Source organism: Streptomyces sp. NBC_00503 (assembly GCF_036346895.1).
Taxonomy (GTDB): Bacteria; Actinomycetota; Actinomycetes; order Streptomycetales; family Streptomycetaceae; genus Streptomyces.
Genome location: NZ_CP107855.1, coordinates 5,176,664 through 5,201,414 on the forward strand (window position 1 = coordinate 5,176,664; position 24,751 = coordinate 5,201,414).

Here is a 24,751-nt window from a genome sequence, read left to right on the forward strand (position 1 = left end):
CGGACGCGGGGCTGTTAACGCGGGAGTGACGCGGGGCGGGCCGGTGTAACCCCAGGGCAATGCCGGAGGGTGACGGCCCGTCACAGCGGGGTCCTACGGTCCGGCGGTATGACCGATACCGTCACCCCCGCTCCGGCCCCCGCACCACCCCGTAGGAGCTACGCCAAACTCGCCGCCGACGAGAGCCGCGAGGACTACTCGCTGCGCTACGCGCCCCATTCCTTCCGCCGCTGGGGACCCGCCACCGTCGCCGGCACGGCCCTCGGCGGCATCGCCTACCTCGCCGACTTCGCCATCGGCGCCTCCATCGTCTTCGCCTACGGCTTCACCAGCGGGGCCGCCGCGATCCTGGCGGCCGCCGCCGTCATCTTCCTGACCGGCATCCCCATCGCCCGCGCGTGTGCCACGTACGGCCTGGACATGGACCTGGTGACCCGGGGCGCGGGCTTCGGGTACTTCGGCTCCACCCTCACCTCCCTCATCTACGCCTCCTTCACCTTCATCTTCTTCGCCCTCGAAGGCTCGATCATGGCCCAGGCCATGCACCAGGCCCTGGGCCTGCCCGTCCAGATCGGCTACCTGCTCACCACGCTCGTGGTCATCCCGATCGTCTTCAAGGGCATGGGTGCCCTCGCCAAGGTGCAGGCCTGGACCCAGCCCGTCTGGCTGATCGGACTGGTCCTGCCCTTCCTCGTGCTCGCCTTCGAAGCCCCCGACGCATGGGGTGCGTTCACACACTTCGGCGGGACGGAGGGGGCCGGCTCCGGCTTCTCGTGGATCGGCTTCGGCTTCGGCACCGGTATCGCGCTCTCGCTGATCGCCCAGATCGGGGAACAGGCCGACTACCTGCGGTTCATGCCCGCCAAGACCCCGGCCAACAGCCGCCGCTGGAACCTCGCCGTGCTCGCCGCCGGACCCGGCTGGGTGATCATCGGCGCGGCCAAGCAGCTCGGCGGCGCCTTCCTCGCCTTCGTCGCCCTGGAGGCGGTGGGCAAGACGCACGCCCTGGAGCCGATCGCCCCGCAGCTGGAGGCGCTGCGCCCCTGGCTCGGCAGTTTCGCGCTGCCCGTCGCGGCGCTCTTCGTCGTGGTCTCGCAGATCAAGATCAACGTGACGAACGCGTACAGCGGCTCGCTGTCCTGGTCGAACTTCTTCTCCCGGATCACCCACCGCCACCCGGGCCGGGTCTGGTACATCTTCCTCAACCTCGCCATCGCGCTGACGCTGATGGAGATGAACATGTTCGCGATGCTCGGCAAGCTGCTGGGCTTCTACTCCAACGTGGGCATCGCCTGGATCGCCGCCGTGGCCGCCGACCTCGTGATCAACAAGCGGCTCGGGCTCAGCCCGCCGTACATCGAGTTCAAGCGGGCGTACCTGTACGCGGTCAATCCGGCCGGCTTCGGCGCGATGGTGATCGCCTCCACCGTCTCGATCCTCGCCTTCTTCGGCCTTTTCGGGACATACGCCGAGGCCTTCTCCACCTTCATCGCGGCCGGACTCGCGCTCGCCCTCTGCCCGTTGATCGCGTGGGCGACGAAGGGGAAGTACTACCTGGCCAGGCCGAACACCGTCAACGGCCCGGACGTGGTGGTCGAGGACGTCACCGCCACGCACCTCTGCTCGGTCTGCGAGACGGCGTACGAACTGCCGGACGTTGCCGACTGCCCGGTCCAGTCGGGCCCGATCTGCTCGCTCTGCTGTTCCCTCGACGCCACCTGCGGGGACGTCTGCCGCAAGCAGCCCCGGGGCGGGGCGGTGATCCTTCCGATGCCGACCGTGCGCCGGGTCTGAACCGGCGCGCACGGCACAGTCGTACGCATGGCCGGATGCGTACGCCTGGGAGGTACCTCTTCGTGAAAAACCGTATCCGCTGCGTAAGGGTCGGGCGTAAGCTCGGGCATATGCGCAATGCGGTTTCCCGGGCAGGTACGTCGGCGGAGGGTGAAACGCAATGAACGACAGCGGTGCCCTGCTCCCGTGGCTGGTCATACGTGAGGACGACAACGGCAACCGCTACCGGGTGGGCCGGTACGCGACCCGTGCCGAAGCCCAGAAGGTCGCCGACAGCCTCGAAGGCAGAGGGCACAAGCAGCTCTACTGGATCGAGCGCCTCGTCCAGGGCACCACCACCAGCCAGACCGCCACGATGAACTGAGCAATGAGGCGGCCGCGAGGCCGCTGCCATAGGCTCCGCCCATGACTGTACGAGTGGTCGTGGGCGGAGCCCTTTGTCATGACGGGCGGCTGCTGGCGGCCCGGCGCAGTGCGCCGCCGGAGCTCGCCGGACGCTGGGAGCTGCCGGGCGGCAAGACCGAGCCGGGCGAATCCGTACCCGAGGCGCTCGTGCGGGAGCTGCGCGAGGAGCTCGGCGTGGAGACCGAGGCGCTGGAGCGGATCCCGGGGGAGTGGCCGCTGCGGCCCGGACTCGTCCTGCACGTGTGGACGGCCCGACTGCTCTCCGGTGAGCCGGTCGCGCTGGAGGACCACGACGAGCTGCGCTGGCTCGGCCCCGAGGAGCTCGACTCGGTGGACTGGCTCGACCAGGACCGGCCCGCGGTCGCCGAGGCTGGGCGCAGGCTCCGCGCACAGGGGCGCGTGACGCGCACGCTCTAGGCCGTCTGCGCCACAGTGCGCCGGTCCGTGGGGGACCGAGTGGTACGACGCCCCGAATATCGGGTATGTCGGTATTAATCCCTATCTTGTACTTGTCCCCCGTGGTTCTGTCCCTGTCGAACGGACTGGGGTCGCCAGCCGGCCCGGGAAGTGATCGGCGTGATCGACACAGACGGTGAATGCGCCGAGTGGGCCTTCCCGGCGGAACCCGGCGCCGTCCGCACCGCCCGCCACGCGGTGCGCGGCACCCTCCGCGACTGGGGCCTGGAGTCCATGGGCGACGTCACCGTACTGCTGGTCAGCGAGCTGGTCACCAACTCGCTGCGCTACGCCTCGGGCCCCATCGGGGTCCGGCTGGTACGGCGCAATCCGGCCGTCGCCGACGTGGTCGCGGGTCCGGCACTTCTCGTGGAGGTTTCCGATCCGCTTCCGGATCCGCCCCGCGAGCGCGTCGCCCGACCCGACGACGAGGGAGGGCGCGGACTCCACCTGGTGGCCGTCTCGGCACAGCGCTGGGGGACCCGGCACGGGAAGTCGGGCAAGACCGTGTGGTTCGAGTTGGCTCTTCCTGGTGAGTAACAAGGTGAAGGGCAGCCGACGATCACACGGCATGGCTGGAAAACAACGGGATCCTTTTGTGATCGCGAAGGCCGTGCCGTAGGGGGCCGTGGTGCTGAATACTTCGGTCATGGCCGGTCCGGTTGCGGTGAGCTGGAGGGGACGGTCGCGTGAGCGAGATACCTGTACAGGCACATCAGGCCCGTGTGCCCGAGGAGGTGCCCAGGGAGACCTGGCACGACTCCTTGTGGCACAGCAGCCCGCCTGGCTCGATATATGACTACATAAAGGTCGCTTCTTTCTCGATCGGGCCGGACGGCCTCATCGACCAGTGGAGTCTGCGCGCCGAAGAACTCTTCGGGCTGACCCCGGCACAAGCCGTGGGTCGCGACCCGGTTGACGCCTTCATGCCTCCGGAGCTGCGCGCCGGCGGCCACCGCCGGGTGGCCGAGATCCTCGACGGCAAGGAATGGACCGGCCTGGTCCCCTTCCGGATCCCGGGCGGGGACGGGGCGCACGGGGTCGCCGAGATCTATGTGATGCCCACCCACACCGAATCCTCGGAGCGGGCCGCGCTCTGCGTCGTGGTCGACGTACGCGCGCTGCGGCGGATCGAATCCGATCTGGCGGCCTCCCAGGCGATATTCGGTCAATCTCCTTTCGGCTTCCTGCTCTTTGGTACGGACCTCACGGTGCAGCGCGCCAACCGCCGTTTCGCCACCGTGTTCGGCGGCAACGCCGAGGAACACCGCGGCCGCACCGTCCACGACTACCTGCCCGCGCACGAGGCCGACCGGATGGCCGACGCACTTCGAAGGTGTCTGGAGACCGGCGACTCGGTCACCGATCTCCAGATCGCCGGATCCGCCCCCGGCAGCCGGGACAACCGGCACTGGTCCATCAACCTCTACCGGGTCCACGGCGGTACCGGCCGCCCCATCGGGGTCGCCGGCATCGGCATCGACGTCACCCGCCGCCACCTCGCCGCCCGCGAGGCCGCCGGGGTCCGCCGCAACCTGGCCCTGCTCAACGAGGCCGGACACCGCATCGGCAACTCCCTCGACCTGGAGACCACCGCCCGCGAACTCCTCGACGTCACCGTCCCCGGCTTCTGCGACCTGGCCGCCGTCGACCTCTACCAGGGGCTGCTCCTCGGCGACGACGACCGTCCCGCCCGGCCCCAGGGCCCGGGCGTGCCCAGCCTGCCCGGCCAGGGCCCCGGCCGGGCGCCCTCGCCGCCGCTGCGGCGGGTGGCCTTCGCCTCCGCGGTGTCGGACGCGCCGCTGTCGGGTCCGGGCGCGCTGGTCTCCGTAGGAGAGGTCCACCGGTATCCGGCCGGGTCGCCGGGGGCGTTCGCGCTGCGGACGGCGCGGCCGCGGCTGGTGGAAGGGGGCGGCCCGGAATCGGGGGACCTCGTCCAGTCCACGCTCGTCGTCCCGCTCGTCGCGCACGACACGGTGGTCGGACTCGCGCAGTTCTCCCGCACCAAGGGCAGCGAACCCTTCGGGGAACGGGACCGGGCGGTCGCCGTGGAACTCGCCGCACGCGCCGCCGTCTGCATCGACAACGCACGGCTCTACCGGCGCGAACACGAGCGCGCCCTGATACTGCAACGCAGCCTGCTGCCCCCCGGCGACCCGGAGGCGGCCGGGCTCGACATCGCCTGCCGCTACCTGCCGGGCAACGCGGCCACCGAGGTCGGCGGCGACTGGTTCGACGTCATCGAGCTGCCGGGCCACCGCACGGCGCTGGTCGTCGGCGACGTCATGGGCCGGGGACTGCGGGCCGCCGTGGCCATGGGCGAACTGCGCACCGCGGTACGGACCCTGGCGCTGCTCGACCTGGAACCGGCCGAGGTGCTCACCGCGCTGGACGAGATCGCCCGGGGGCTCGGCGCCCCCGGCGGCTCCCAGCAGGCCTCGCGGGCCGCCCTGCACTCACGGGACGCGGACCGCTCGGAGGTGTACCTCGCGACGTGCGTCTACGCGGTGTACGACCCGGTGACGCGGCGCTGCACGATAGCGAACGCGGGCCACATGCCGCCCGTCCTGGTGGAACCGGCCGAGGAGGGCGCCGAGCCGCGGCCCGGGCTGCTCCTGGAGATCCCGACCGGACTGCCGCTGGGCGTGGGCGGGGAGCCCTTCGAGGAGGTCGAGGTCGAACTCCCGGAGGGCGCGATGCTCGCGCTGTACACGGACGGCCTGGTCGAATCGCGGGACCACCCCCTGGAAGAGGGCCTACGCGGCCTGCGGTCGGCGCTGGCGGACCCCGCGCGGCCCCTGGAGGAGGTCTGCGACCACGTCCTGAACACCCTCGACACCCGGCACGGGGAGGACGACATCGCGCTGCTGATGGCCCGGGTCCAGGGCCTCCCGGTGGACGCCGTCGGCGACTGGCAGCTGCCGCGCGAGGCCCGCTCGGTGGGCCGGGCGCGGGAACTGGCGCGGGCGAAGCTGCCGGCGTGGGGCCTGGAGGGGCTGCTCGACACCACGGAGCTGCTGGTGAGCGAGCTGGTCACCAACGCCCTGCGCTACGGCGAGGGCGAGATCCGGCTGCGGCTGCTGCTGGACCGGACCCTGGTGTGCGAGGTCTGGGACGCCAACCTGGCTCAGCCCAGGCGGCGTCGGGCGCGCGATACGGACGAGGGCGGCCGCGGCCTCCAGCTCGTCGGCCTGCTGTCGGCCGGCTGGGGCACCCGGCGCACGCACCGGGGCAAGACGGTCTGGTTCGAACTCCCGCTCCCGGGCGCGGTGGCCGAGTCGGTGGCCGAACTCTCGGCGGAGCAGCTGCTGGGCATGTACGGCTGAGCGGGGCTGCGGGGCCTTGCCCCCGGACCCGCCGGGTCCGGGGGCAGGCGGTCACTTCGGGTCGGTGTCGCGGAAGCACCGGGAGTACACGGCGAAGGTGATCAGCGGCTCGCTTCCGTTAGAGCCTTTGAGCCAGGTGGCCTCGAGCTGGGTGTGCGTCGTCTCGTGGACGGCGAAGACCTCGATCCGCTTGCTCTCGGTATTGGTGTTCGGGCCGTTCTTCACGACCTTCCAGCCGTTCTCCGGCAGCTGGGCGCCCAGGTTCTTCATGCCCTTGTCGAGGTTGTCGTTGTCCACGCCGTAAACGGACCAGACGTGCCGGACATAGCGGAGACCCTTCTTCTTCTCGTCGCTCGTGCCGCAGGGATAGGTCACCGGTCCCACGTCCGTCACCTTGCCCTTGACCTGGGTCAGGTCGAGGGCTCTGCTCGACAGGTCGCCGACCTCCCTCTCCACTTCCTGGTGGCTGCGCTGCTGGGGGTCGTACTCGCGCTTGGTGGAGGTTTCGTCGTCCATGAAAGAGCATCCTGCGGTGAGGGTCAGGGCGCCCAAGAGCGCCAGTGCGATGACGTTACGCCTGTTCCTTCGATCCACTAGCCGGCCTTCCTCTCCAGGTCGACATCCTCGTACTGCCCGGCTATAACGAGTGCCTGGTTCAGCAGGCTCTGAGACGGCTCGCCGTTCTCCTCGTCCCAGAAGTTCCCGTGGCCCGGGGAATCGCTCTTCATCTTGTTGGCGCCGAAGGTCTCGTCGGTGGGAATGATCCCGTTGTCACCGAGCCCCATGAGTCGACCGCCGCCCGTGACGAAGTTGTCGTCGCCCCCGCCTTCCATGGCCCACGTGTGCTTCGGCTTGAAGCCGAGGTCCGCCGCATGGTCCGCCTGCATTCCGGGGCTGCCGATCGCGATCACATCGTCGACCGGCAGGGGATCAGACCACCAGGTGTCGGCGTAGGGGCTGCGGTACTTCGCCGTGTCGCCGATCAGCGTGGTTCCGTAGCTGTGGCCGATGAGCGTCGTGTGGCCGTCGCCGCCGGCCGACTGATGGGCCGCCTCGGTGCCGTCGAGGAACCGCCGCAGGGTCGGCGCCCCCTTCTCGGCGTACTGGTCGTGGGTGGCCTGGGGGATGGTGTCCGGGGCGTCGTAGTCGAACCAGGTGATGGTCGACACCGACTGTCCGGGCGTCCGCAGTGAGGTCTCGCGCCACAGGGCATCGCTCTTCGCCGCCTCGTCCTCGATGCTCCCGAGGGTCGTCTTCGTGCCCGGCACGAAAATGGCCGTGTGGTCCGCGGTGTCCGGATTCCCGTTGGCCAGGATCACGCGTCCGTCGTGGTTCGCCTCGGCGTCGAATCCGAGCAGGTATGCGTCGGGCAGTCCGCGGTTGCCGGTTTCGTCGAAGCGCTTCTGAATGACGTCCATGCCCTGCAGGCGGTCCTTCAGATGGGCCTTCCTGTCCGCGTACTTGTCGCTCCAGGCGCTCCACTCGTCGGTCTCTTCGCGCATCCATGCGCGCCCGTGCTGGACGTAGTGGTACTTGGGCTGAGGTTCCTTGGGGATCCCGTTCAGCTCCGTCTGGTAGGCGCCGTGCGTCTCCGCGAGGACTGTACGGTTGGCACTGTCGCGGACGTCCGCCGGGAGCCCGTCCAGTGCTCCGATGCTCGCCGGTTGGAGGGTGATGTAGGCCTCCCTCTCCTCCTCCGACAGGCCCTTCCACCATTCGGCGTTCAACCGGGGGTCGCTGCCCTTCGGCGGCGGGGGCTTGATGTGGCTGAGGTAGTCCTTCGCGCCGCTGCTGACATCGGCGGTGTCGCCCTGGACGTCGGCCCAGTCGGAGTCGGAGACGACGAGGTCGTCGTCCGCCTTGAGCTTGCGCAGGCCCGGGGCCCACTGGGTGTCGGCCTCGGTGGCCTCGGCGACGGCCTGGGCGATCCGGTTGGCTATCTCCACGGCCTTGCCGAAGTTCGGGTTGGGGTGGATGTTCGCCGCTTGCCGCTCCAGGGCGGCGGACAGGTCGTTGGCGTCCTTGGTGGGGTCGATGACGTTCCCGGACGGTTTGCCCTTGGCGCTACCGGAGACCGTGCCGCCCTCGGGGAGCTTGCCGTCCTTCTCCGTCCCGCCGGGCGGGAAACTGACCGAGCCGTCGGCTCCGACGGAGAACTTCTGGGCCTCGGCGTCGCCGACGGCCGCATCCAGCTTCCGTTTCGCCTCGGTGAAGGAGGCGGCGAGCGCGTTGAGGGAGGTCGCGGCGAGACCGCACTCGACCTGCGTGTAGTGGAAGTTCTTCGCCAGCCCCCGTAGCTGCTCCAGTGCGGCGTCCACGGCGACCCCGCTGAGTCCGGCCCGCAGCCGCGTGGTGATCTGTCCTTCGGCGCTGCCGTAGGCGTGGTCGGCCATGGCGCTGACCGACTGGTATCCGTCGGCCGCCTCCGCGAACTCCCACGGCTTGAGCGCCTTCAACGTTGCATAGTCCATGCGCGTGCTCACCGGCCCCCGTGGTTGCCGCCGGTGGCGGGAGTGTCCTTGTACGTCTCGTTCATGCGGGCGAAGTCACCGCGCAACGCCTCGTCGTTGGACACCTGGCCCTTGCCCGCCGACACCATCGGCCCCTGCAGTGAGGTGCACTTGCCGACCAGGCCGTCGAGGTACGTCTTCCACGATTGGTACAGCTCCGTCTGCGCCGTCGCGCTCTCCACGCCTGTGACGGCCGCGCCCTTCTGGCCGGCCTCGAAGTCGGTGAGGGCCTTCCTGATGCCCGTCACCAGCAGCCCGACGTCCTCGCTGCCCTTCTTCCAGACCGTCATGACGGACTTGAGGTCCTCACCACCGGACCCGCCACCGCCACCGCCGTCCGGCGCGGCACTCGCCAGCCGCATCTGCGCTCCGGTCGGCGTTCCTTGTTTGAGCCCCGCCCACTCCGCGTCGAAGGAGGTCATGCTCACTCGAGCCCCCGTAATAATTACTTATGCAATGATCGGGTGATCCTAATGCCCCAACAACGGTTCCTGTCCCGGGGCGTGTTGCCCCGTGGTGCCGGTCCGAACCCGGCCGCACGTCGCCGCACTGCCGGGGCACCCGAGTACGTCCAGTACTCGGGTGCCCCGGCAGTGCGGCGACGTGCGGCGCCGGGCGGCGCGGGCCCGGCAAGATCCGAAAGAGACGGCCTAGGCGGCCCGGCCTTGCTTGAGGGCAGTGAGCCTGGCCTCGATCTCGGCGGTCTTGCCGAGGTCGTCCAAGGACTCGAACTGGGCGTCCAGGGAGGACGCGGCCAGTTCCTGCTTGCCCAGCGCCATGGCTTCCTCGCGGCGGACCTTCTCCTCGAAGCGGTTGAGGTCGCTCGTCGGGTCCATGACGTCGATGTTCTTGACGGCGTCCATCATCGTGTTCTGCGCCTGCGCGGTCTTGGCGCGCGAGACCAGTTCGTCGCGCTTGGCCGTCAGTTCCGTCAGCTTGTTCTTCATCGAGTCCAGACCGGACTTGAGTTTGTCGACCACCTCGGTCTGCGCGGCGATCGTCGGCTCGGCCGTCCGCGCCTCCTTCTCCGACTGCATCTGCCGGCCGAGGGCCACCTTGGCGAGGTTGTCGAACTTGTCCGCGTCCGCCGCCGTGCCCGGGGTGCCGTCCGTCCGCAGTTCGTCGGCCTTCTTGCTCGCCGCGAGCGCCTTGGAACCCCACTCGGCGGCCGCGTCCACGTCCTCCTTGTGGTCCGCCTCCAGCATCCGCAGGTTGCCGATGGTGGTGGCGACGGCCTGCTCCGCCTCCGAGATGTTGTTCGTGTAGTCGCGGATCAGCTGGTCCAGCATCTTCTGCGGGTCCTCGGCCTGGTCCAGCAGCGCGTTGATGTTGGCCTTGGCGAGCTGGGTGACCCGGCCGAGGATGCTCTGCTTGCTCATGGTGCTTCTCCTTGGGGAGGGACGGGAGGGGAAGTGGAAGGGGAGAAGAGGGGAAGGTCAGAAGCGGCCGCCGCCGCCCATGCGGCCACGGGTTCCGCCGCCGCCGAAGGAGCCGGGGCCGCGCCCGCCGCCACCGCCGAAGCCGCCGCCACCCCCGCCTCCGCCGAAGCCGCCGCCCCCGCCGCGGCCGCCGTTCAGGATTTCGCCGAGGATGATCCCGCCGAGCACCGCGCCGCTCATGCCGCTGCCCTGCCGCCGGCCGCCCGCGCCGCCGTACGGGTTCTGGTACGCGCCCACGTCCTGCTCGGCCAGCTGCTGCGCCTGGCGCGCCAGCGAGTCCGCCTGCTGCGCCTCCGCCAGCGCACCCGGCGGATCCGTCGGGGCCAGGGAGGTGGAGCGCTCCAGGTGGCGCTGGGCCTCCGCCAGCCGGGTCCGGGCCTGGCTGCCGACCGCGCCACGGCTGGTGGTGATGTAGTCGGCCGCCGCGCCGATCGCGCTGCGGGCCGTGAGCAGGGCCTGGTCGAGCAGGGCCGCCGCCCGCTGGCGGCCCGACTCGCGCTCGCGGGCCCCGGCCAGCGCCTCGTCGAGGGCCGCGTCGGCCTCCTCCACGCGGCGCAGGGCGTCGATCGGGTCGTACCGGCCGCCGCTCTGCTCCTGGCGCACGTCGGCCAGTACGGCCTCCGCGCGGCTGATCCGGCCGCGCAGATCGGCGGTGGAGGTGCCCTCGGTGGTGCCGGTGAGCAGCCCGCGCGCGTCGGCGAGGTCCGTGTCCGTCTCGTTCAGGGCGCCGGGCAGTTTCCCGGCGGCCTCCGCGAGCTCCTGCGCCCGCCGCTCCACCGCGTCGACCAGGGTGGCCGCCTGGTCGACCGCGCCCTCGGCCGCCCGGACGTGCACCGCGGCCTTGCCGTTGTCGCCGGAGTCGATCGCGGCGCGGGCCTCGCCGAGGCTGGTCGTCGCGAACAGCAGCCGGTCCTTGGCCTGTTCGGGGTTGGAGGCCACGGGCGCGGCCGCCGAGTCCGCGTACTGGCGGCCGAGCGCCGTCAAGGTGGCCTCCGCCGTCGTGGTGCGGCCCGTCAGGGCGCGGAAGTGGCCCTCGACCGTGGCGAGCGCCTGCGGGGCGTTCTTCTCCAGGTCCCGCAGCCGGTCGAAGTCCGCCGACTGGGCGTCCAGGCGCCGGTTGGCCTCCGTGCAGCGGGCCACGATCTCGTCCAGCATCCGGCGCCGGGTGGCGTCGTCCTCCGGGTAGGCGTCGTCGAGCTGCTGGCGCAGCCGGAAGGCGGCCGTCAGTTCTCCCTTGCCGTACTCCACGGCCTCCGTGAAGGCCGAGACCGCCTCCTCTCCGAACTGTGCGGTGGCAAAGCCGAGTTCCTCGGTGCTGGTGCGGATCGCGTCGTCGGTCTCCACCAGCAGGGCCTTGGCCCTGGAGTCCAGCTCGGGGAGGGGGAGCGGGGCGGGCTCCTGGCCGGGCCCCGTGCCCCAGCCGGCGGTCTTCCCGCCGCCGGTGCCCCCGCCGGCGCGCTTGCGCTTGCGGCGGGTGTACGCGTACGCGCCGAGGGCGCCTGCCGCGCCGACCGCGACGACCGGGAGGACGTAGTCCCCGGCGCCGTTCTCGCTGCTCGCCGCGGATCCGCCCGGGTCCGCCTCGCCGGGGGTGATGGCGGGCACGGGTACGGGCTTGCCCGCCAGGACCGCGTCGTATCCGTTCGCGGCGCCGATCGCGGCGCCCGCCCAGTCGTTCTGCCGCAGGGCCGGCTCGATCGCGGTCTGTGCGACCGCCGCCAGCTGCTCCTTGGTGAAACCGGAGTCCACGTCGGCCGAATAGGCGTACTGCCGGGCGCCGGTGCCGATGGCGAGCAGGACGTCGTTCTGGCCGAGGCCGTTCTTCTGGGCGGTGGCGTCGGCCCAGCTCTGCGCGGAGCGGCCGGAGAAATCGCGTACGTAGGTGACGAAGAGCTGGATCTTCCGGTCGGCGTACAGCTTGTCCAGCGCGGCGGTGACGGCGGGCTTGCGGTCGCCCAGGGCGTTCACCCGGTCGGTGATCTGCCCCTGCTGCGACAGGGTGACGGGGTCGTCGGCGCGGGCGGCGGGCGCGGTGGCCGTCGCCCAGCCACCGGCCGCCAGGAGGGCGGCGGCCAGGGTGAGGGTGGCCCGGAGGGATATCTCGGCGGTGGTGCGTCTCTTCGGCGGAGTCACATTTGGGAGGGTATGGGGGGATTCTGCCGGACGCACCCGGAGCCGCACCCCCGACGGGGCACGGCTCCGGACCCTGGACGGGCCGGTCAGGGAAGGGCGTAGGCCGCGAGCTCCGGGCGGGACAGGGCCAGGCGGTCGCCGATCAGGAGGGCGGCCGCGTCGACGAGGGCCGGATGGTCCCATTGGCGGCGGAGCTTGCCCGTCGCCGGATCCAGGACGGCGACGAAGGGGCCGGCGGAGCGGTTCAGGAGCCCGCGACGGCCGCCGCCCAGCACCTTGACGTACAGGCCGCCCGGCCGCACGCCCAGCAGTTCGAGCGCGCACCCCGGCCCCTCCCGCCGGGTCAGTGCCCGCTGCCAGCGCAGTGCCCCGCTCTCCGCATCGAGAGCGAAGACCAGGTCCGCGCCCTGATCCGGGCGGTACGCGGCCGCGTACACCGTGCCGCGTTCGCTCAGCAGCGGCTCCGCCGGGACGCCCGGCGCGAACCTCCACAGCTCCCGGCCGGTGTTCCGGTCCAGGGCGAGCAGGCCCTCGCCGTCGAGGAGGGCGACCGGACCGCCACCGCCGGACGGCAGCTGCCCGTGCAGCGTGCGGTCCGCGGGGCGGCTCCGGGGGAAGGACCACAGCAGTCGGCCGGTCGGCAGGTGCAGCGCCTGGACCAGCCGGTCGTCCGGCAGCACGAGGCAGTCGCCCGCCACGGCGGGGGACCGCACGCCGGAGCCCGCCGGCGCGCGCCGCCACAGGACTTCGCCCGTCTTCGCCGACAGCGCCGTCAGATCCCCCGGGGCCCCGTGCAGCACCACGGGACCGGCGCTGCGCAACGCCCCCTCCCCGGGCAGGTCCCGCCACCACCGCACCCGACCGTCCCGCGGTTCGCGCGCCAGCAGCCGGACCCCCGGCGCACCCTCGCGCCGCACCTCGACGTAGACCGTGGCCGCGTCCGCCGCGCAGGACACCCGCAGCAGCCCGGCCCCGACCAGCGGCGGCGCGGCCGCGCCCACGCCCTCGTCGGCTCGAGCCGTCCAACGGGTCGCGCCCACGTCGGCCCGTACGCAGCCCACCTCGGGCCCCGACCGCCACACCACATGGGCCCCGGCCGCGTGGACGGCGTCCGGCCGGGCGGCCGTCTGCCAGGCGAGGGCGCCGGGGGCGGCGTGGGGTCCGGGGCTGCCCGTGAGGGAACGCGACCCGCGGGCCGCCGGGGCTCCGGAGTCCGGGCCTCCCAGGGCCGTGGCCCCGGACGGCGGCGAACTCCCCGCGTCGGCCGCCGCCTCCGCCAGCCAGGGCGCGCTTCCCGTCGCCACGCACTCCCGCGCGATACGGGCCAGCGCGCGGGCCCGCTCCGCCGCGTCCGGCAGGTTCCGGGCCCGGCCCGCCCGCTCCCGCGCCGCCTCCGGGTCCAGCGGCGGCCGCGCCGCCTCCTCGACGGCGGCCCGCGCCCGGGCCAGCGAAGCCAGGGCGTGGCCCGTCTTCTCGTCGTCGGAGGCCTCCGTCCGGCCGCGCAGCAGGCCCGCGGCCCGGCCGAGCAGCCGCTCCGCCTCCACGGGCCGCCCCTGCTCCGCGTGGCGCGCCGACTCCTCGCGCAGCCAGGCCGCACGCTCCTCCAGGAACCCGGGCAGCTCCTGCTCGGCCTGTTCCAGGACCTGCGCCGCGCCCGGCTGGTCCCTGGCCCCGGCGCGGTCGCGCGCCACCTGGCACAGCGCCAGCAGCCGGCCCCCGGCGGAGCCGATCCGTTCGCTGAGCCGCAGGGCCGCGGGCAGGTCGCGCGGGGCGACGGCCAGCACCATGTCGTAGGTGGCGGCCCCGCGCAGCCCGGCGTCCGGGATCAGGGCCAACTGCAGCTCGGCCTCGGCGGGATCGGCCGCGGCGACGGCCGTGGCGATGTGGGCGCGCAGCCGCTTCTCGGAGGGTCCGCCGGTGAAGTGGTCCGTGGCGATCCGGGCGGCCTGCTCGGGCGCCACCCGGGCCAGTTCGAAGGCGACGGCGCGCAGCGGGCCCTCCCGGTCCGGGCCGAACACCGTGAACAGCGCCTGCTGCGCGTCGGTCAGCAGCCGCCGCGCCCGCGCCGGGGCCCGCGCGGAGGTGTCCTTGGCCAGACCCGTCAGCAGCCCGGCCACCCGGGCCCCGTCGCCCCCGCCGCCACTCCACGCCGCGCTCTCGGCCTCGGCCAGCAGCCGCCCCGCGAGCCCCGCGTCGAAGCGGGCCGCGGCGTCGGCGGCGACGGCCAGCACCTCCACCGGCACCTCGCTGCCGACCGGCACCGCGCGCAGCGCGTCCTCGGCCTCCAGCAGCAACTCCCGTACGAACTCCCGTACGCCGACGGGGACACCCCCGGCCCCGGCCCCGCTCCCGAGCCCGCTTCCGGTCCCGCCCGTGGCCTCGCTTCCGTTCCCGGCTCCGCTTCCGCCTCCGCCTCCGGTCCCGCCCGGAAGGCCGGTGCGCTCGCGGCCGGTGCCGGTCCGGCGCTCAGCACCGGCCTGCCCGGCGGCCCCGGCCCCGGCCCCGGCCCCGGCCCCGGACCGGTCCGTGACGGCGGTACCGGCTCCGGTCCGGGGATCGCGTCCGGCCCCGTCGCGGGCCCGGGTGTCGCGCCCGAATCCGGTCCGGGCCCCGTCCCCGTCCCCGTCCCTGTCCCCGTCCGCAGGACCCCGCCCCCCGGAGCCGTCCAGCAGCCCGCCCAGCAGCCCGCGCAGCGACTTCGCCACGACCGCCGCCGACTCCGGCCGGTCCGCCGCGTCCTTGGCCAGCAGGTGCAGCACCAGCCGGTCCACCTCCGGGGCCACCGGCCGGCCGGCCTCGCGCAGCGGCAGCGGCGGGTCCTCGATGTGCCGGCGCATCAGCACGTAGGGCCCGTCGGCGCTCTCGCCGAAGGGCGGCTCCCCGCTCAGCAGGGCGTACAGCACGCACCCCAGCGCGTACAGATCGCACCGGGCGTCCACCCGCTCGCCCCGCCACTGTTCGGGGGCCATGTACGGCGGGCTGCCGAAGATCCGGCCGGTCACCGTCCAGCCCGCGGTGGCGTCGGAGGAGTGCGCGATGCCGAAGTCGCAGATCTTCAGCCGGCCCCCCGGCAGCAGGAAGAGGTTGGCGGGCTTCAGGTCCCGGTGGATGACGGAGCGTTCGTGGGCGGCGGCCAGCGCCTCGGCGGTCTGCGCGGCCAGTTCCAGCGCGACCTCCACCGCGAGCCCGCCCGGCTCCCGCGCCAGGGCGCTGCGCAGGTCCTCGCCCGGGAGCAGCTCCATGACGATGAAGAGCCGCCCCTCCTCCTGGCCCACGTCGTGCACGACGGTGATGCCGGGGTGCTGGAGCCGCGCCCCGATGGTGGCCTCGCGCCGGAAACGGGCGACCACCTCGTCGTTCGTGGCCGCTTCGAGCAGCACCTTCACCGCCACGGCGCGGTCGAGCGCCGTGTCGTGCGCCCGCCACACCTCGCCCATGCCGCCCTGGCCGAGCCGCTGGTCGAGGCGGTACCGCCCCGCCAGCTGATCCCCCACCCGCACCGCGAAAGCCCCCTGACATCACGTCAACGACGTTGATACAGGGGGCATTCTGTACTGCGAAGTGAACGGCTGGGGGCTGCTATCGACCGGAACGGCGCCCGATCTTGTTCCCCAGCCACACCAGGGGGTCGTACTTGCGGTCCACGGCCCGCTCCTTCAGCGGGATCAGGGCGTTGTCGGTGATCTTGATCCCCTCGGGGCAGACCTCCGTGCAGCACTTGGTGATGTTGCAGTAGCCGAGCCCGTGCTCCTCCTGGGCGGTGCGCTTGCGGTCCAGGCCCGCTTCGGCCGCCGCGTCCAGGGGGTGCATGTCCAGCTCCGCGACCCGCATCAGGAAGCGGGGGCCGGCGAAGGCCGTCTTGTTCTCCTCGTGGTCACGCACCACGTGGCAGGTGTCCTGGCACAGGAAGCACTCGATGCACTTGCGGAACTCCTGCGAGCGCTCCACGTCGATCTGCTGCATCCGGTACTCGCCCGGTGCGACCCCGGCCGGGGGTACGAAGGCCGGGATCTCGCGCGCCTTCTGGTAGTTGAAGGACACGTCGGTCACCAGGTCGCGGACCACGGGGAAGGCCCGCAGCGGGGTCACGGTGATCGTTTCTTCTCTGGTGAAGGTCGACATGCGCGTCATGCACAGCAGCCGGGGCCGCCCGTTGATCTCGGCGCTGCACGAACCGCACTTGCCCGCCTTGCAGTTCCAGCGCACCGCGAGGTCCGAGGCCTGGGTGGCCTGGAGCCGGTGGACGATGTCCAGCACCACCTCCCCGTCGTGCACCTCCACGGTGAAGTCGCGCAGTTCGCCGCCCTCCGCGTCACCCCGCCAGATCCGGAACGCGGCATCGTAGGTACTCACGCGTGGAACTCCTCTTCGGCGAGGTACTTGACCAGCTCTTCCTTCTCGAAGAGCGCGAGCAGGTCGGGTCGGATGGGTTCGGTGCGCACCCGGGTCAGCTCGATCCGGTCGGCTGCCGGATCCTCGGGCGTGGGGGTCACCGGCCGGCAGAGCAGGTTCACCGGCCGCCAGTCCCGTTCCATCGCCGGGCAGTCCTCGCGGGTGTGCCCGCCCCGGCTCTCGGTGCGCTCCAGGGCCGCGCGGGCCACGCACTCGCTGACGAGCAGCATGTTCCGCAGGTCCAGCGCCAGGTGCCAGCCCGGGTTGAACTGCCGGTGGCCCTCGACCCCGGCCCGGGAGGCCCGTAGCCGCAGGGTCGCCAGCTTCTCCAGGGCCTCGGCCATCTCGCCCTCGCGGCGGATGATGCCGACGAGGTCGTTCATGGTGGTCTGGAGTTCCTGGTGGAGGCTGTACGGGTTCTCCGCGCCCTCGGCGGCATGGAACGGAGCCAGCGCTTCGGTGGCGGCCTCGTCCACCATGGCCTGGTCCACGGCCGGGAGCCGGCCCGCCTGCGCGGCCGCGTACTCGGCGGCGTGCAGCCCGGCCCGGCGGCCGAAGACCAGCAGGTCGGAGAGGGAGTTCCCGCCGAGCCGGTTCGAGCCGTGCATCCCGCCCGCGACCTCGCCGGCCGCGAAGAGGCCGGGCACGCCGACCGTGGCGGCGGTGTCGGAGTCGACCGCGATGCCGCCCATCACGTAGTGGCAGGTCGGGCCGACCTCCATCGGCTCGGCGGTGATGTCCACGTCCGCCAGCTCCTTGAACTGGTGGTACATCGACGGGAGCCGCCGCTTGATCTTCTCGGCCGGCATCCGGGTGGACACGTCCAGGAACACCCCGCCGTGCGGGGTGCCGCGACCCGCCTTGACCTCGGAGTTGATGGCGCGCGCCACCTCGTCGCGGGGGAGCAGCTCGGGCGGGCGCCGGTTGTGGTCCGGGTCCTCGTACCAGCGGTCGCCCTCCTCCTCGGACTGCGCGTACTTCTCCTTGAAGACGTCCGGGATGTAGTCGAACATGAACCGCTTGCCCTCGCTGTTGCGCAGCACCCCGCCGTCGCCGCGCACCGACTCGGTGACGAGGATCCCCTTCACCGAGGGCGGCCAGACCATGCCGGTCGGGTGGAACTGCACGAACTCCATGTTCAGCAGGGGCGCCCCGGCGAGCAGGGCCAGCGCGTGGCCGTCGCCCGTGTACTCCCAGGAGTTCGAGGTGGTCTTGAAGGACTTGCCGATGCCGCCCGTGGACAGCACGACCGCCGGAGCCTCCAGGACGAAGAAGCGGCCGGTCTCGCGCTCGTAGCAGAAGGTGCCCGAGACCCGGTCGCCGCCTTGCAGGGTGTGGTCCTTCAGGACCCTGGTGACCGTGCACTCCTGGAAGACCTTGAGCCGGGCCTCGTGGTCCCCGTACTCCTTGAAGTCCTCCTGCTGGAGCTGGACGATCTTCTGCTGGAGGGTGCGGATCAGCTCCAGGCCGGTGCGGTCGCCGACGTGCGCGAGGCGCGGGTACTCGTGCCCGCCGAAGTTGCGCTGCGAGATCTTCCCGTCGGGGGTGCGGTCGAAGAGGGCGCCCCAGGTCTCCAGCTCCCAGACCCGGTCCGGGGCCTCCTTCGCGTGCAGTTCCGCCATCCGCCACTGGTTGAGGAACTTGCCGCCGCGCATGGTGTCGCGGAAGTGCACCTGCCAGTTGTCGCCCTCGTTGACGTTGCCCATGGAGGCGGCGATCCCGCCCTCCGCCATCACGGTGTGGGCCTTGCCGAACAGGGACTTGCAGATCACGGCCGTGCGGGCGCCGCGCTCGCGGGCCTCGATCGCGGCCCGCAGTCCGGCGCCGCCCGCGCCGACCACGACCACGTCCCACTGCTGCCGTTCGACTTGAGCCATGTCAGAAAAACCTCGGGTCTGTGAAGGCGCCGCTGGCCACCAGGTACACGTAGAAGTCGCAGGCGGCCACGCTGATCAGCGAGGCCCACGCCAGCTGCATGTGACGGGAGTTGAGGCGGCTGATCCAGCCCCACAGGCGGTAGCGCACCGGATGCTGTGAGAAGTGCTTGAGGCGGCCGCCCATGATGTGCCGGCAGGAGTGGCAGGACAGGGTGTAGGCCCAGATCAGACCGATGTTGACGAGGAACAGCAGCGTCCCGAGGCCCATGTGGCCCCACTCGTAACGGTCGTTGCGGAAGGTCAGCACGGTGTCGTAGGTGAGGATCCCGGCCACCGGCAGCGCCGCGTAGAAGAAGTAGCGGTGCATGTTCTGGAAGATCAGCGGGAAGCGGGTCTCACCGCTGTACGAGGCGTGCGGCTCGGCGACGGCGCAGGCCGGCGGCGAGGCCCAGAAGCCCCGGTAGTAGGCCTTGCGGTAGTAGTAGCAGGTCAGCCGGAAGCCGAGCGGGAAGACCAGGATCAGCAGGGCGGGGGACAGGCCCCACCAGCTGCCGAGGAGGTCCAGGTTCGGGCCGCCGCGCATCTCCTTGCAGTTCTCCGCCAGGCAGGGGGAGTAGAAGGGAGAGACGTACGGGGCCGCGTAGTAGTCGGCGTTGGCGAAGGCCCGCCAGGTGGAGTAGACGATGAAGGCGAGCAGCCCGGCCGCGGTGCCGGCGGGCGAGAGCCACCACCGGTCGGTCCGCAGGTGCCGGGCTGCGATCGCGGCCCGCGAGGCGTCGTGGACGCCGCCGGGCCGCTGGGATGGTGGTTGGGTGCCTGTGGCCAAGAGGGACTCCGGGTGGAGTGATGAGGGGTGGCCCAGGAGACCCGGCCGCCGTCACTGAGGGTGGCCGGGTCTGGTGGGGTGTGCGGGGGTGTGCGGTCCGAGGCCGTCTAGGGGGCGCGGCGGTCGCGGGCGCCGAGACCCTCGTCGTCGGAATCCGTCCACAGTGAACTGTCGTACGGGGTGTCCGGTACGTCGACCATGCCGGCCGTGCGGCCCGGTGCGCCCGTGCCCGGAGGCTTGGGGGCGGCCGGAGCCTGCCGCGCGACGTCCTGTTCGAGCCGCTCCACCGAGCGGACCAGCTCGTTCAGATTGCGCCGTACGGTGGTCAAATCGTCTTGCAGGGACATGACTTGCCCTTTCTTCCGCGTGGTGCGGTGGCAACGCCCATGTGCGCCTGCGAGTGTCGCGCCTCCCGTCCCCGCTTGTGAAGGGACGTGCAGCGATTGCGGGCGCGCAGGCGCGAACCGTGCGCCCTCCCTCACTCCATTTTCATCCCTCTTACGGGGGAACGCCCGTCCGGAGCACAAGCCGGATTGGTCCGCACGGGTGGGGTTCGCGGCGTGGCGAGGGTCCGCTGCGGTGGGTGCGGCGGGGTGTCGATTTCAGTGGGCTTCGGCACCCAGTGTGATCAGCTCCATATACCGCCGAACGTGATCAAGGCCCCCTCCTTTTCACGACCAGCCCCCCACGCCCTGCCCCGGAGGTACCACCCATGTCCCAGAGAAGGCGCAGGTCCTTGGCGCTCCTGACCTCGGGAGTTCTTGCACTGCCGCTGCTCGCGGGCTGCGGCGCGGGTGAAGACGAGGGCGGCCCGGTCGCCGCCGGGCAGGACATCGCGACCACGACCCGCGACAAGGTGGCCGACGGCGGAGTGCTGCGCTGGGCCGTGGACGCCCTGCCCGGCACCCTCAACACCTTCCAGGCCGACGCGGACGCCACCACCGCCCGGATCGCCGGGGCGGTACTGCCCCAGCTGTTCGTGCTGGACGGCAAGGGGCGGCCGGTGGCCAATCCCGACTTCCTGGAGAAGGCCGAGGTCGTCGAGCGGGAGCCCAAGCAGGTCGTCCTGTACAAGCTGAACCAGCAGGCCGTGTGGAGCGACGGCCGCGAGATCGGCGCCGCCGACTTCGTCGCCCAGTGGCGGGCCCTGAACGGCAAGGACTCCGCGTACTGGACCGCGCGCAACGCGGGCTACGACCGGATCGAGAAGATCGAGCGCGGCAAGACGGACCTGGAGGTCAAGGTCACCTTCGTCAAGCCGTACTCCGACTGGCGCTCCCTCTTCTCCCCGCTCTACCCCAAGCAGGTCACCGGCACCCCGGAAGCCTTCAACGAGGGCGCCCGCGGCGCCCTCAAGGTCACTGCCGGCCCCTTCTCGCTGGGCGCCATCGACAAGAAGACCGGCACCGCCGCCCTGACGCGCAACCCGCGCTGGTGGGGCGCCCCCGCCAAGCTCGACTCCCTCGTGCTCACCGCCGTGCCCCGGGCGGAGCGCCCGGCGGCGCTCGCCGCGGGCAAGCTCGACATGGCCGAGATCGACCGCACCGGCGCCGACCGGATCGCCCTGGCCCAGCGGGAGGCCGCCAAGGCCGACGGGGCCCACGGCCCCGCCGCCTCGGTGACGCCCGCGCAGGCCACCCTCTCGTGGGCGCTGGCCTTCGGCGCGGACGAGGCCAAGGCCAAGGAGGCGCAGGAGACCCGCCAGAAGCACGCCGAGGCGGTCAAGCGGTACGCCGAGGAACAGGGCGCCCTGCGCGCCTTCACCGTCCGCAAGTCCCTGGAGCCCGCCTACACCCAGCTCGCGATGAACGGGGCCTCCGGCCCGCTCACCGACGAGCGCGTGCGCCGGGCCGTGGCCCGCGCCCTGGACCGCCAGGCCCTCGCCGACATCGTCCTCAAGCCGCTGGGCCTGCCCGCGAAGCCCGTGGGCAGCCACCTGGCGCTGGCCGGGCAGCAGGCGTACGCCGACAACAGCGACGCCCTCGGCGGCCAGGACACCGAGGCCTCGCAGGCCCTGCTCGCGGACGCGGGCTGGCGCCGGGGCGGCAAGCTCACCGAGCCGAACGGGGCCAAGGCCGGCGCGGAAGCCTCGAAGGAGCACGACGACGCGAAGATGCCGTCGGGCCCCGGGACCGGCAACGACGGGCTCTACATCGTCGGCCAGGACGACGAGCGCAACGGCGACCAGGACGCCCCCGGCCGGCGCGGGGACGACAAGCCGGCGGCTGGCGCCCGGACGGCCCCCCGGGCCGACCACCCCGACCACCGCCCCGAGGGCCCCGAGAACCCGGCCGGCATGGCCCTGCCCGAGGGCGTGTACGGGTTCGACGGTGAGATCGTCGACGCGGACGCCTTCGCCTCCGGGGTCCGGACCTCCCCGGTGCTGGCCCCGGCCCCCTTCGCCGCCCGGCAGGAGCAGCTGCTGCTCACCCAGGCGGCCCAGGCGGCCCAGGCGGCCCAAGCGGCCCAAGCGGCGCAGGCCGACCGGACCGAAGCCGTGGACGACGGCAAGCGCAGCCCGGCCCTGGACACCGAGGCCGCCGACCCGGCGGCCAAGGCGAGCGGCGCCCCGACGGCCCCCGCCAAGCAGGCCGTACGCAACTCGGGCGCCATGCTCGCCAAGGACGGCAAGCCCCTCACCCTGCGCTTCGTCCTCCCGTCGGGCCCCGGCTCGGAGGCCCTGCGCACGGTCGGCGAGCGGATCGCGCAGATGCTCCACAAGGTCGGCGTGCAGGCGGAGCTGACCAAGGTGGCCGACGAGAGCTTCTTCAAGGACTACATCGCCTCCGGCCAGTACGACCTGGCCCTGTACTCCTGGCCCGCGACCGCCTACCCCGCCACCGACGCCCGGCCGATCTTCGCGAAGCCCGAGCCGGCGGCCGACGGCTCCCTGGTGGTCGAACAGAACTACACCCGGGTCGGCACCGACCACATCGACCAGCTCTTCGACCAGGCCGCCGGCACGCTGGACGAGGACCAGTCCCGCGAGCTGATGCGCAAGGCGGACGCCCGGATCTGGGCCGCGGCCGGTTCCATCCCGCTCTACCAGCGCCCCGAGCTGGTGGCGGCGAAGCCGAACCTGGTCAATGCGGGCGCCTTCGGCCTCGGCGCGCCCCGCTACCAGGACATCGGCTGGAAGAAGCAGCCGACGGCCAAGGACAAGGCCAAGGAAGACAAGAAGAACTGATGACGAAACGGTGCATCCGAGGTTGAGACCCGGGTTTCTACCTCAGATGTGACTCAAGTCCCTTGCCCGCCGGGAACCCGGCGGGCAAGGTCGTACGTACCCGTTGACCCGCGTGTATTCAGGCAGTCCCGAGGGCCGAGACCCCCCACCGAAACCTCGGCCCTCCTCAGTCGTCCGGCCTCTTGACAGACCCCCCGGCAGGCGGTTCCCGCTGCGCGACGTACGATGGGGTAAGGCCGTGGCAGGTTTTCCGCCCGGTCGAGGCTCGCGTGCCGGACCGTACGCGTCGCCATCCACGATCCCGGGAGAAGCGCCGAAGTGCCCACGCGCCACGACATCCGTAACGTCGCCATCGTCGCCCACGTCGACCATGGCAAGACGACCATCGTCGATGCCATGCTCAAGCAGGCCGGTGCCTTCGCCGCCCACCAGCACCTCGACGACCGCATGATGGACTCGAACGACCTGGAGCGTGAGAAGGGCATCACGATCCTCGCCAAGAACACGGCGGTGAAGTACCACCCGAAGGACGGGTCGGCCCCGATCACGATCAACATCATCGACACCCCCGGCCACGCCGACTTCGGTGGTGAGGTCGAGCGCGGTCTGTCGATGGTGGACGCCGTCGTTCTGCTGGTGGACGCCTCCGAGGGTCCGCTGCCCCAGACCCGCTTCGTCCTGCGCAAGGCCCTGCAGGCGAACATGCCGGTCATCCTCTGCATCAACAAGACGGACCGCCCGGACTCCCGGATCGACGAGGTCGTCAACGACACGTACGACCTGTTCCTGGACCTGGACGCCACCGAGGAGCAGATCGAGTTCCCGATCGTCTACGCCTGTGGCCGTGACGGCGTCGCCTCGCTGACCAAGCCGGAGGACGGCACCGTCCCCGCGGACAGCGACAGCCTGGAGCCCTTCTTCTCCACCATCCTGGCCCACGTGCCGGCCCCGGTGTACGACGAGGAGGCCCCCCTCCAGGCCCACGTCACCAACCTGGACGCCGACAACTTCCTCGGCCGCATCGCGCTGGTGCGCGTCGAGCAGGGCGAGCTGCGCAAGGGTCAGACCGTCGCGTGGATCAAGCGTGACGGCACCATCTCCAACGTCCGCATCACCGAGCTGATGATGACCGAGGCGCTCACCCGCAAGCCGGCCGAGGTGGCGGGCCCGGGTGACATCTGTGCGGTCGCCGGTTTCCCCGACATCATGATCGGCGAGACCCTGGCCGACACCGAGAACCCGATCGCGCTCCCGCTGATCTCGGTCGACGAGCCGGCGATCTCCATGACCATCGGTACGAACACCTCCCCGATGGTCGGCCGCGGCGGCAGCGGCAAGGGCGCGGACGCCAAGTCCGCGGTCAAGGACCGCAAGGTCACCGCGCGCCAGGTCAAGGACCGTCTGGACCGCGAGCTGATCGGTAACGTCTCGCTCCGCGTGCTCGACACCGAGCGCCCGGACGCCTGGGAGGTCCAGGGCCGTGGTGAGCTCGCGCTCGCCATCCTGGTCGAGCAGATGCGCCGCGAGGGCTTCGAGCTGACCATCGGCAAGCCGCAGGTCGTCACGCAGATCATCGACGGCAAGGTGCACGAGCCGGTCGAGCGCATGACGGTCGACGTCCCCGAGGAGCACATGGGCGCCGTCACGCAGCTCATGGGCGTCCGCAAGGGCCGCATGGACAACATGTCGAACCACGGCTCCGGCTGGGTCCGCATGGAGTTCGTGGTCCCCTCGCGCGGCCTCATCGGCTTCCGTACCGAGTTCCTGACGAACACCCGCGGTACGGGCATCGCCCACTCGATCCACGAGGGCCACGAGCCGTGGTTCGGCCAGCTGGTGACCCGCAACAACGGTTCGCTGGTCGCCGACCGCTCCGGTTCGGTCACGCCGTTCGCGATGATCAACCTGCAGGAGCGCGGTGTCCTGTTCACCGAGCCCGGCACCGAGGTGTACGAGGGCATGATCGTCGGCGAGAACTCGCGCGCCGACGACATGGACGTGAACATCACCAAGGAGAAGAAGCTCACCAACATGCGTGCGGCTTCCGCGGACAACACCGAGAACGTGGTGCCGCCCCGCAAGCTCTCCCTGGAGCAGTCCCTGGAGTTCTGCCGCGACGACGAGTGCGTCGAGGTGACCCCGGAGGCCGTCCGCATCCGCAAGGTCGTCCTGGACCAGAAGGAGCGCTCGCGCTCCGCCTCGCGCGCCAAGTCCGGCAAGTAATCGAGTAGGACCCAGATCACACTTGGGTCCGCCCGGTCACCGGTTTTTCGAGCAGCCCCTCCCCGCACGGTCTCCGTGCAGGGAGGGGCTGTTCGCTTTTGTCAAGCGGATTGTTTCCGTCCGGTGTCCGGATACCGACCGTGACACTCCGGAAGAAGAGCTAACAGTCCGTTTCGCACGTGT

General features: G+C 71.7%; 17 protein-coding genes. 7 read left to right on the forward strand and 10 right to left on the reverse strand.

Annotated elements, in window-relative coordinates:
- Window positions 1–108 precede the first annotated feature (108 nt).
- The 5 genes from OG490_RS24175 (at window position 109) to OG490_RS24195 (ending at window position 5,981) form a co-directional block, all read left to right on the forward strand.
- On the forward strand, window positions 109–1,794 hold the full coding sequence (locus OG490_RS24175) for a purine-cytosine permease family protein (RefSeq protein ID WP_330298371.1): 1,686 nt from the start codon (window positions 109–111) through the stop codon (window positions 1,792–1,794).
- Window positions 1,795–1,954: 160 nt separating this feature from the next.
- Window positions 1,955–2,158 carry an SPOR domain-containing protein gene (locus OG490_RS24180; protein ID WP_330298372.1) on the forward strand — a complete coding sequence of 68 codons (204 nt, stop codon included), beginning with the start codon at window positions 1,955–1,957 and terminating at the stop codon, window positions 2,156–2,158.
- 41 nt (window positions 2,159–2,199) lie between these two features.
- On the forward strand, window positions 2,200–2,616 hold the full coding sequence (locus tag OG490_RS24185) for a (deoxy)nucleoside triphosphate pyrophosphohydrolase (RefSeq protein WP_330298373.1): 417 nt from the start codon (window positions 2,200–2,202) through the stop codon (window positions 2,614–2,616).
- Between the two features lie 150 nt (window positions 2,617–2,766).
- Window positions 2,767–3,195 (forward strand): ATP-binding protein, encoded by a 429-nt coding sequence (locus tag OG490_RS24190; protein ID WP_330298374.1) that lies wholly within the window; start codon window positions 2,767–2,769, stop codon window positions 3,193–3,195.
- A 224-nt stretch (window positions 3,196–3,419) separates the two neighbouring features.
- On the forward strand, window positions 3,420–5,981 hold the full coding sequence (locus OG490_RS24195) for a SpoIIE family protein phosphatase (RefSeq protein ID WP_443065972.1): 2,562 nt from the start codon (window positions 3,420–3,422) through the stop codon (window positions 5,979–5,981).
- A gap of 51 nt (window positions 5,982–6,032) precedes the next feature.
- Here the strand turns inward: OG490_RS24195 and OG490_RS24200 are convergent, their stop codons facing one another.
- From OG490_RS24200 to OG490_RS24245, 10 genes are all read right to left on the reverse strand, one after another.
- Entirely contained in the window at window positions 6,033–6,497 is a 465-nt protein-coding gene (locus tag OG490_RS24200) for a hypothetical protein (RefSeq protein ID WP_330298375.1), read from the reverse strand.
- 77 nt (window positions 6,498–6,574) lie between these two features.
- Window positions 6,575–8,452 carry an alpha/beta hydrolase gene (locus OG490_RS24205; protein WP_330298376.1) on the reverse strand — a complete coding sequence of 626 codons (1,878 nt, stop codon included), beginning with the start codon at window positions 8,450–8,452 and terminating at the stop codon, window positions 6,575–6,577.
- Window positions 8,453–8,460: 8 nt separating this feature from the next.
- Window positions 8,461–8,919, reverse strand: coding sequence for a hypothetical protein (locus OG490_RS24210; protein ID WP_330298377.1), 459 nt, complete (start codon window positions 8,917–8,919; stop codon window positions 8,461–8,463).
- A 222-nt stretch (window positions 8,920–9,141) separates the two neighbouring features.
- Window positions 9,142–9,870 (reverse strand): PspA/IM30 family protein, encoded by a 729-nt coding sequence (locus tag OG490_RS24215; RefSeq protein WP_330298378.1) that lies wholly within the window; start codon window positions 9,868–9,870, stop codon window positions 9,142–9,144.
- Between the two features lie 57 nt (window positions 9,871–9,927).
- Window positions 9,928–12,063, reverse strand: coding sequence for a TPM domain-containing protein (locus OG490_RS24220; RefSeq protein ID WP_443065865.1), 2,136 nt, complete (start codon window positions 12,061–12,063; stop codon window positions 9,928–9,930).
- Window positions 12,064–12,149: 86 nt separating this feature from the next.
- Window positions 12,150–15,557: a protein kinase domain-containing protein gene (locus tag OG490_RS24225; RefSeq protein WP_330298379.1), complete on the reverse strand. Its 3,408-nt coding sequence runs from the start codon at window positions 15,555–15,557 to the stop codon at window positions 12,150–12,152.
- A gap of 85 nt (window positions 15,558–15,642) precedes the next feature.
- A complete protein-coding gene (locus tag OG490_RS24230; RefSeq protein WP_330298380.1) occupies window positions 15,643–16,416 on the reverse strand; it encodes a succinate dehydrogenase/fumarate reductase iron-sulfur subunit in 774 nt (257 codons plus the stop codon).
- Window positions 16,413–18,332 (reverse strand): fumarate reductase/succinate dehydrogenase flavoprotein subunit, encoded by a 1,920-nt coding sequence (locus OG490_RS24235; protein WP_330298381.1) that lies wholly within the window; start codon window positions 18,330–18,332, stop codon window positions 16,413–16,415. Before OG490_RS24235 ends, OG490_RS24230 begins: the two co-directional genes overlap by 4 nt.
- A 1-nt stretch (window position 18,333) precedes the next feature.
- Complete coding sequence (locus OG490_RS24240) at window positions 18,334–19,158, reverse strand: hypothetical protein (protein WP_330298382.1); 825 nt, start codon at window positions 19,156–19,158, stop codon at window positions 18,334–18,336.
- A gap of 107 nt (window positions 19,159–19,265) precedes the next feature.
- The gene (locus tag OG490_RS24245) at window positions 19,266–19,505 is read right to left on the reverse strand and encodes a hypothetical protein (protein WP_330298383.1); all 240 of its coding nucleotides are present in this window, start codon (window positions 19,503–19,505) and stop codon (window positions 19,266–19,268) included.
- 365 nt (window positions 19,506–19,870) lie between these two features.
- Here OG490_RS24245 and OG490_RS24250 point away from each other — a divergent pair, with 365 nt between their 5' ends.
- Both OG490_RS24250 and typA read left to right on the forward strand, forming a co-directional pair.
- Complete coding sequence (locus OG490_RS24250; protein ID WP_330298384.1) at window positions 19,871–22,345, forward strand: ABC transporter family substrate-binding protein; 2,475 nt, start codon at window positions 19,871–19,873, stop codon at window positions 22,343–22,345.
- A gap of 318 nt (window positions 22,346–22,663) precedes the next feature.
- Window positions 22,664–24,568, forward strand: coding sequence for a translational GTPase TypA (gene typA / locus OG490_RS24255; RefSeq protein WP_330298385.1), 1,905 nt, complete (start codon window positions 22,664–22,666; stop codon window positions 24,566–24,568).
- Window positions 24,569–24,751: the final 183 nt, after the last annotated feature.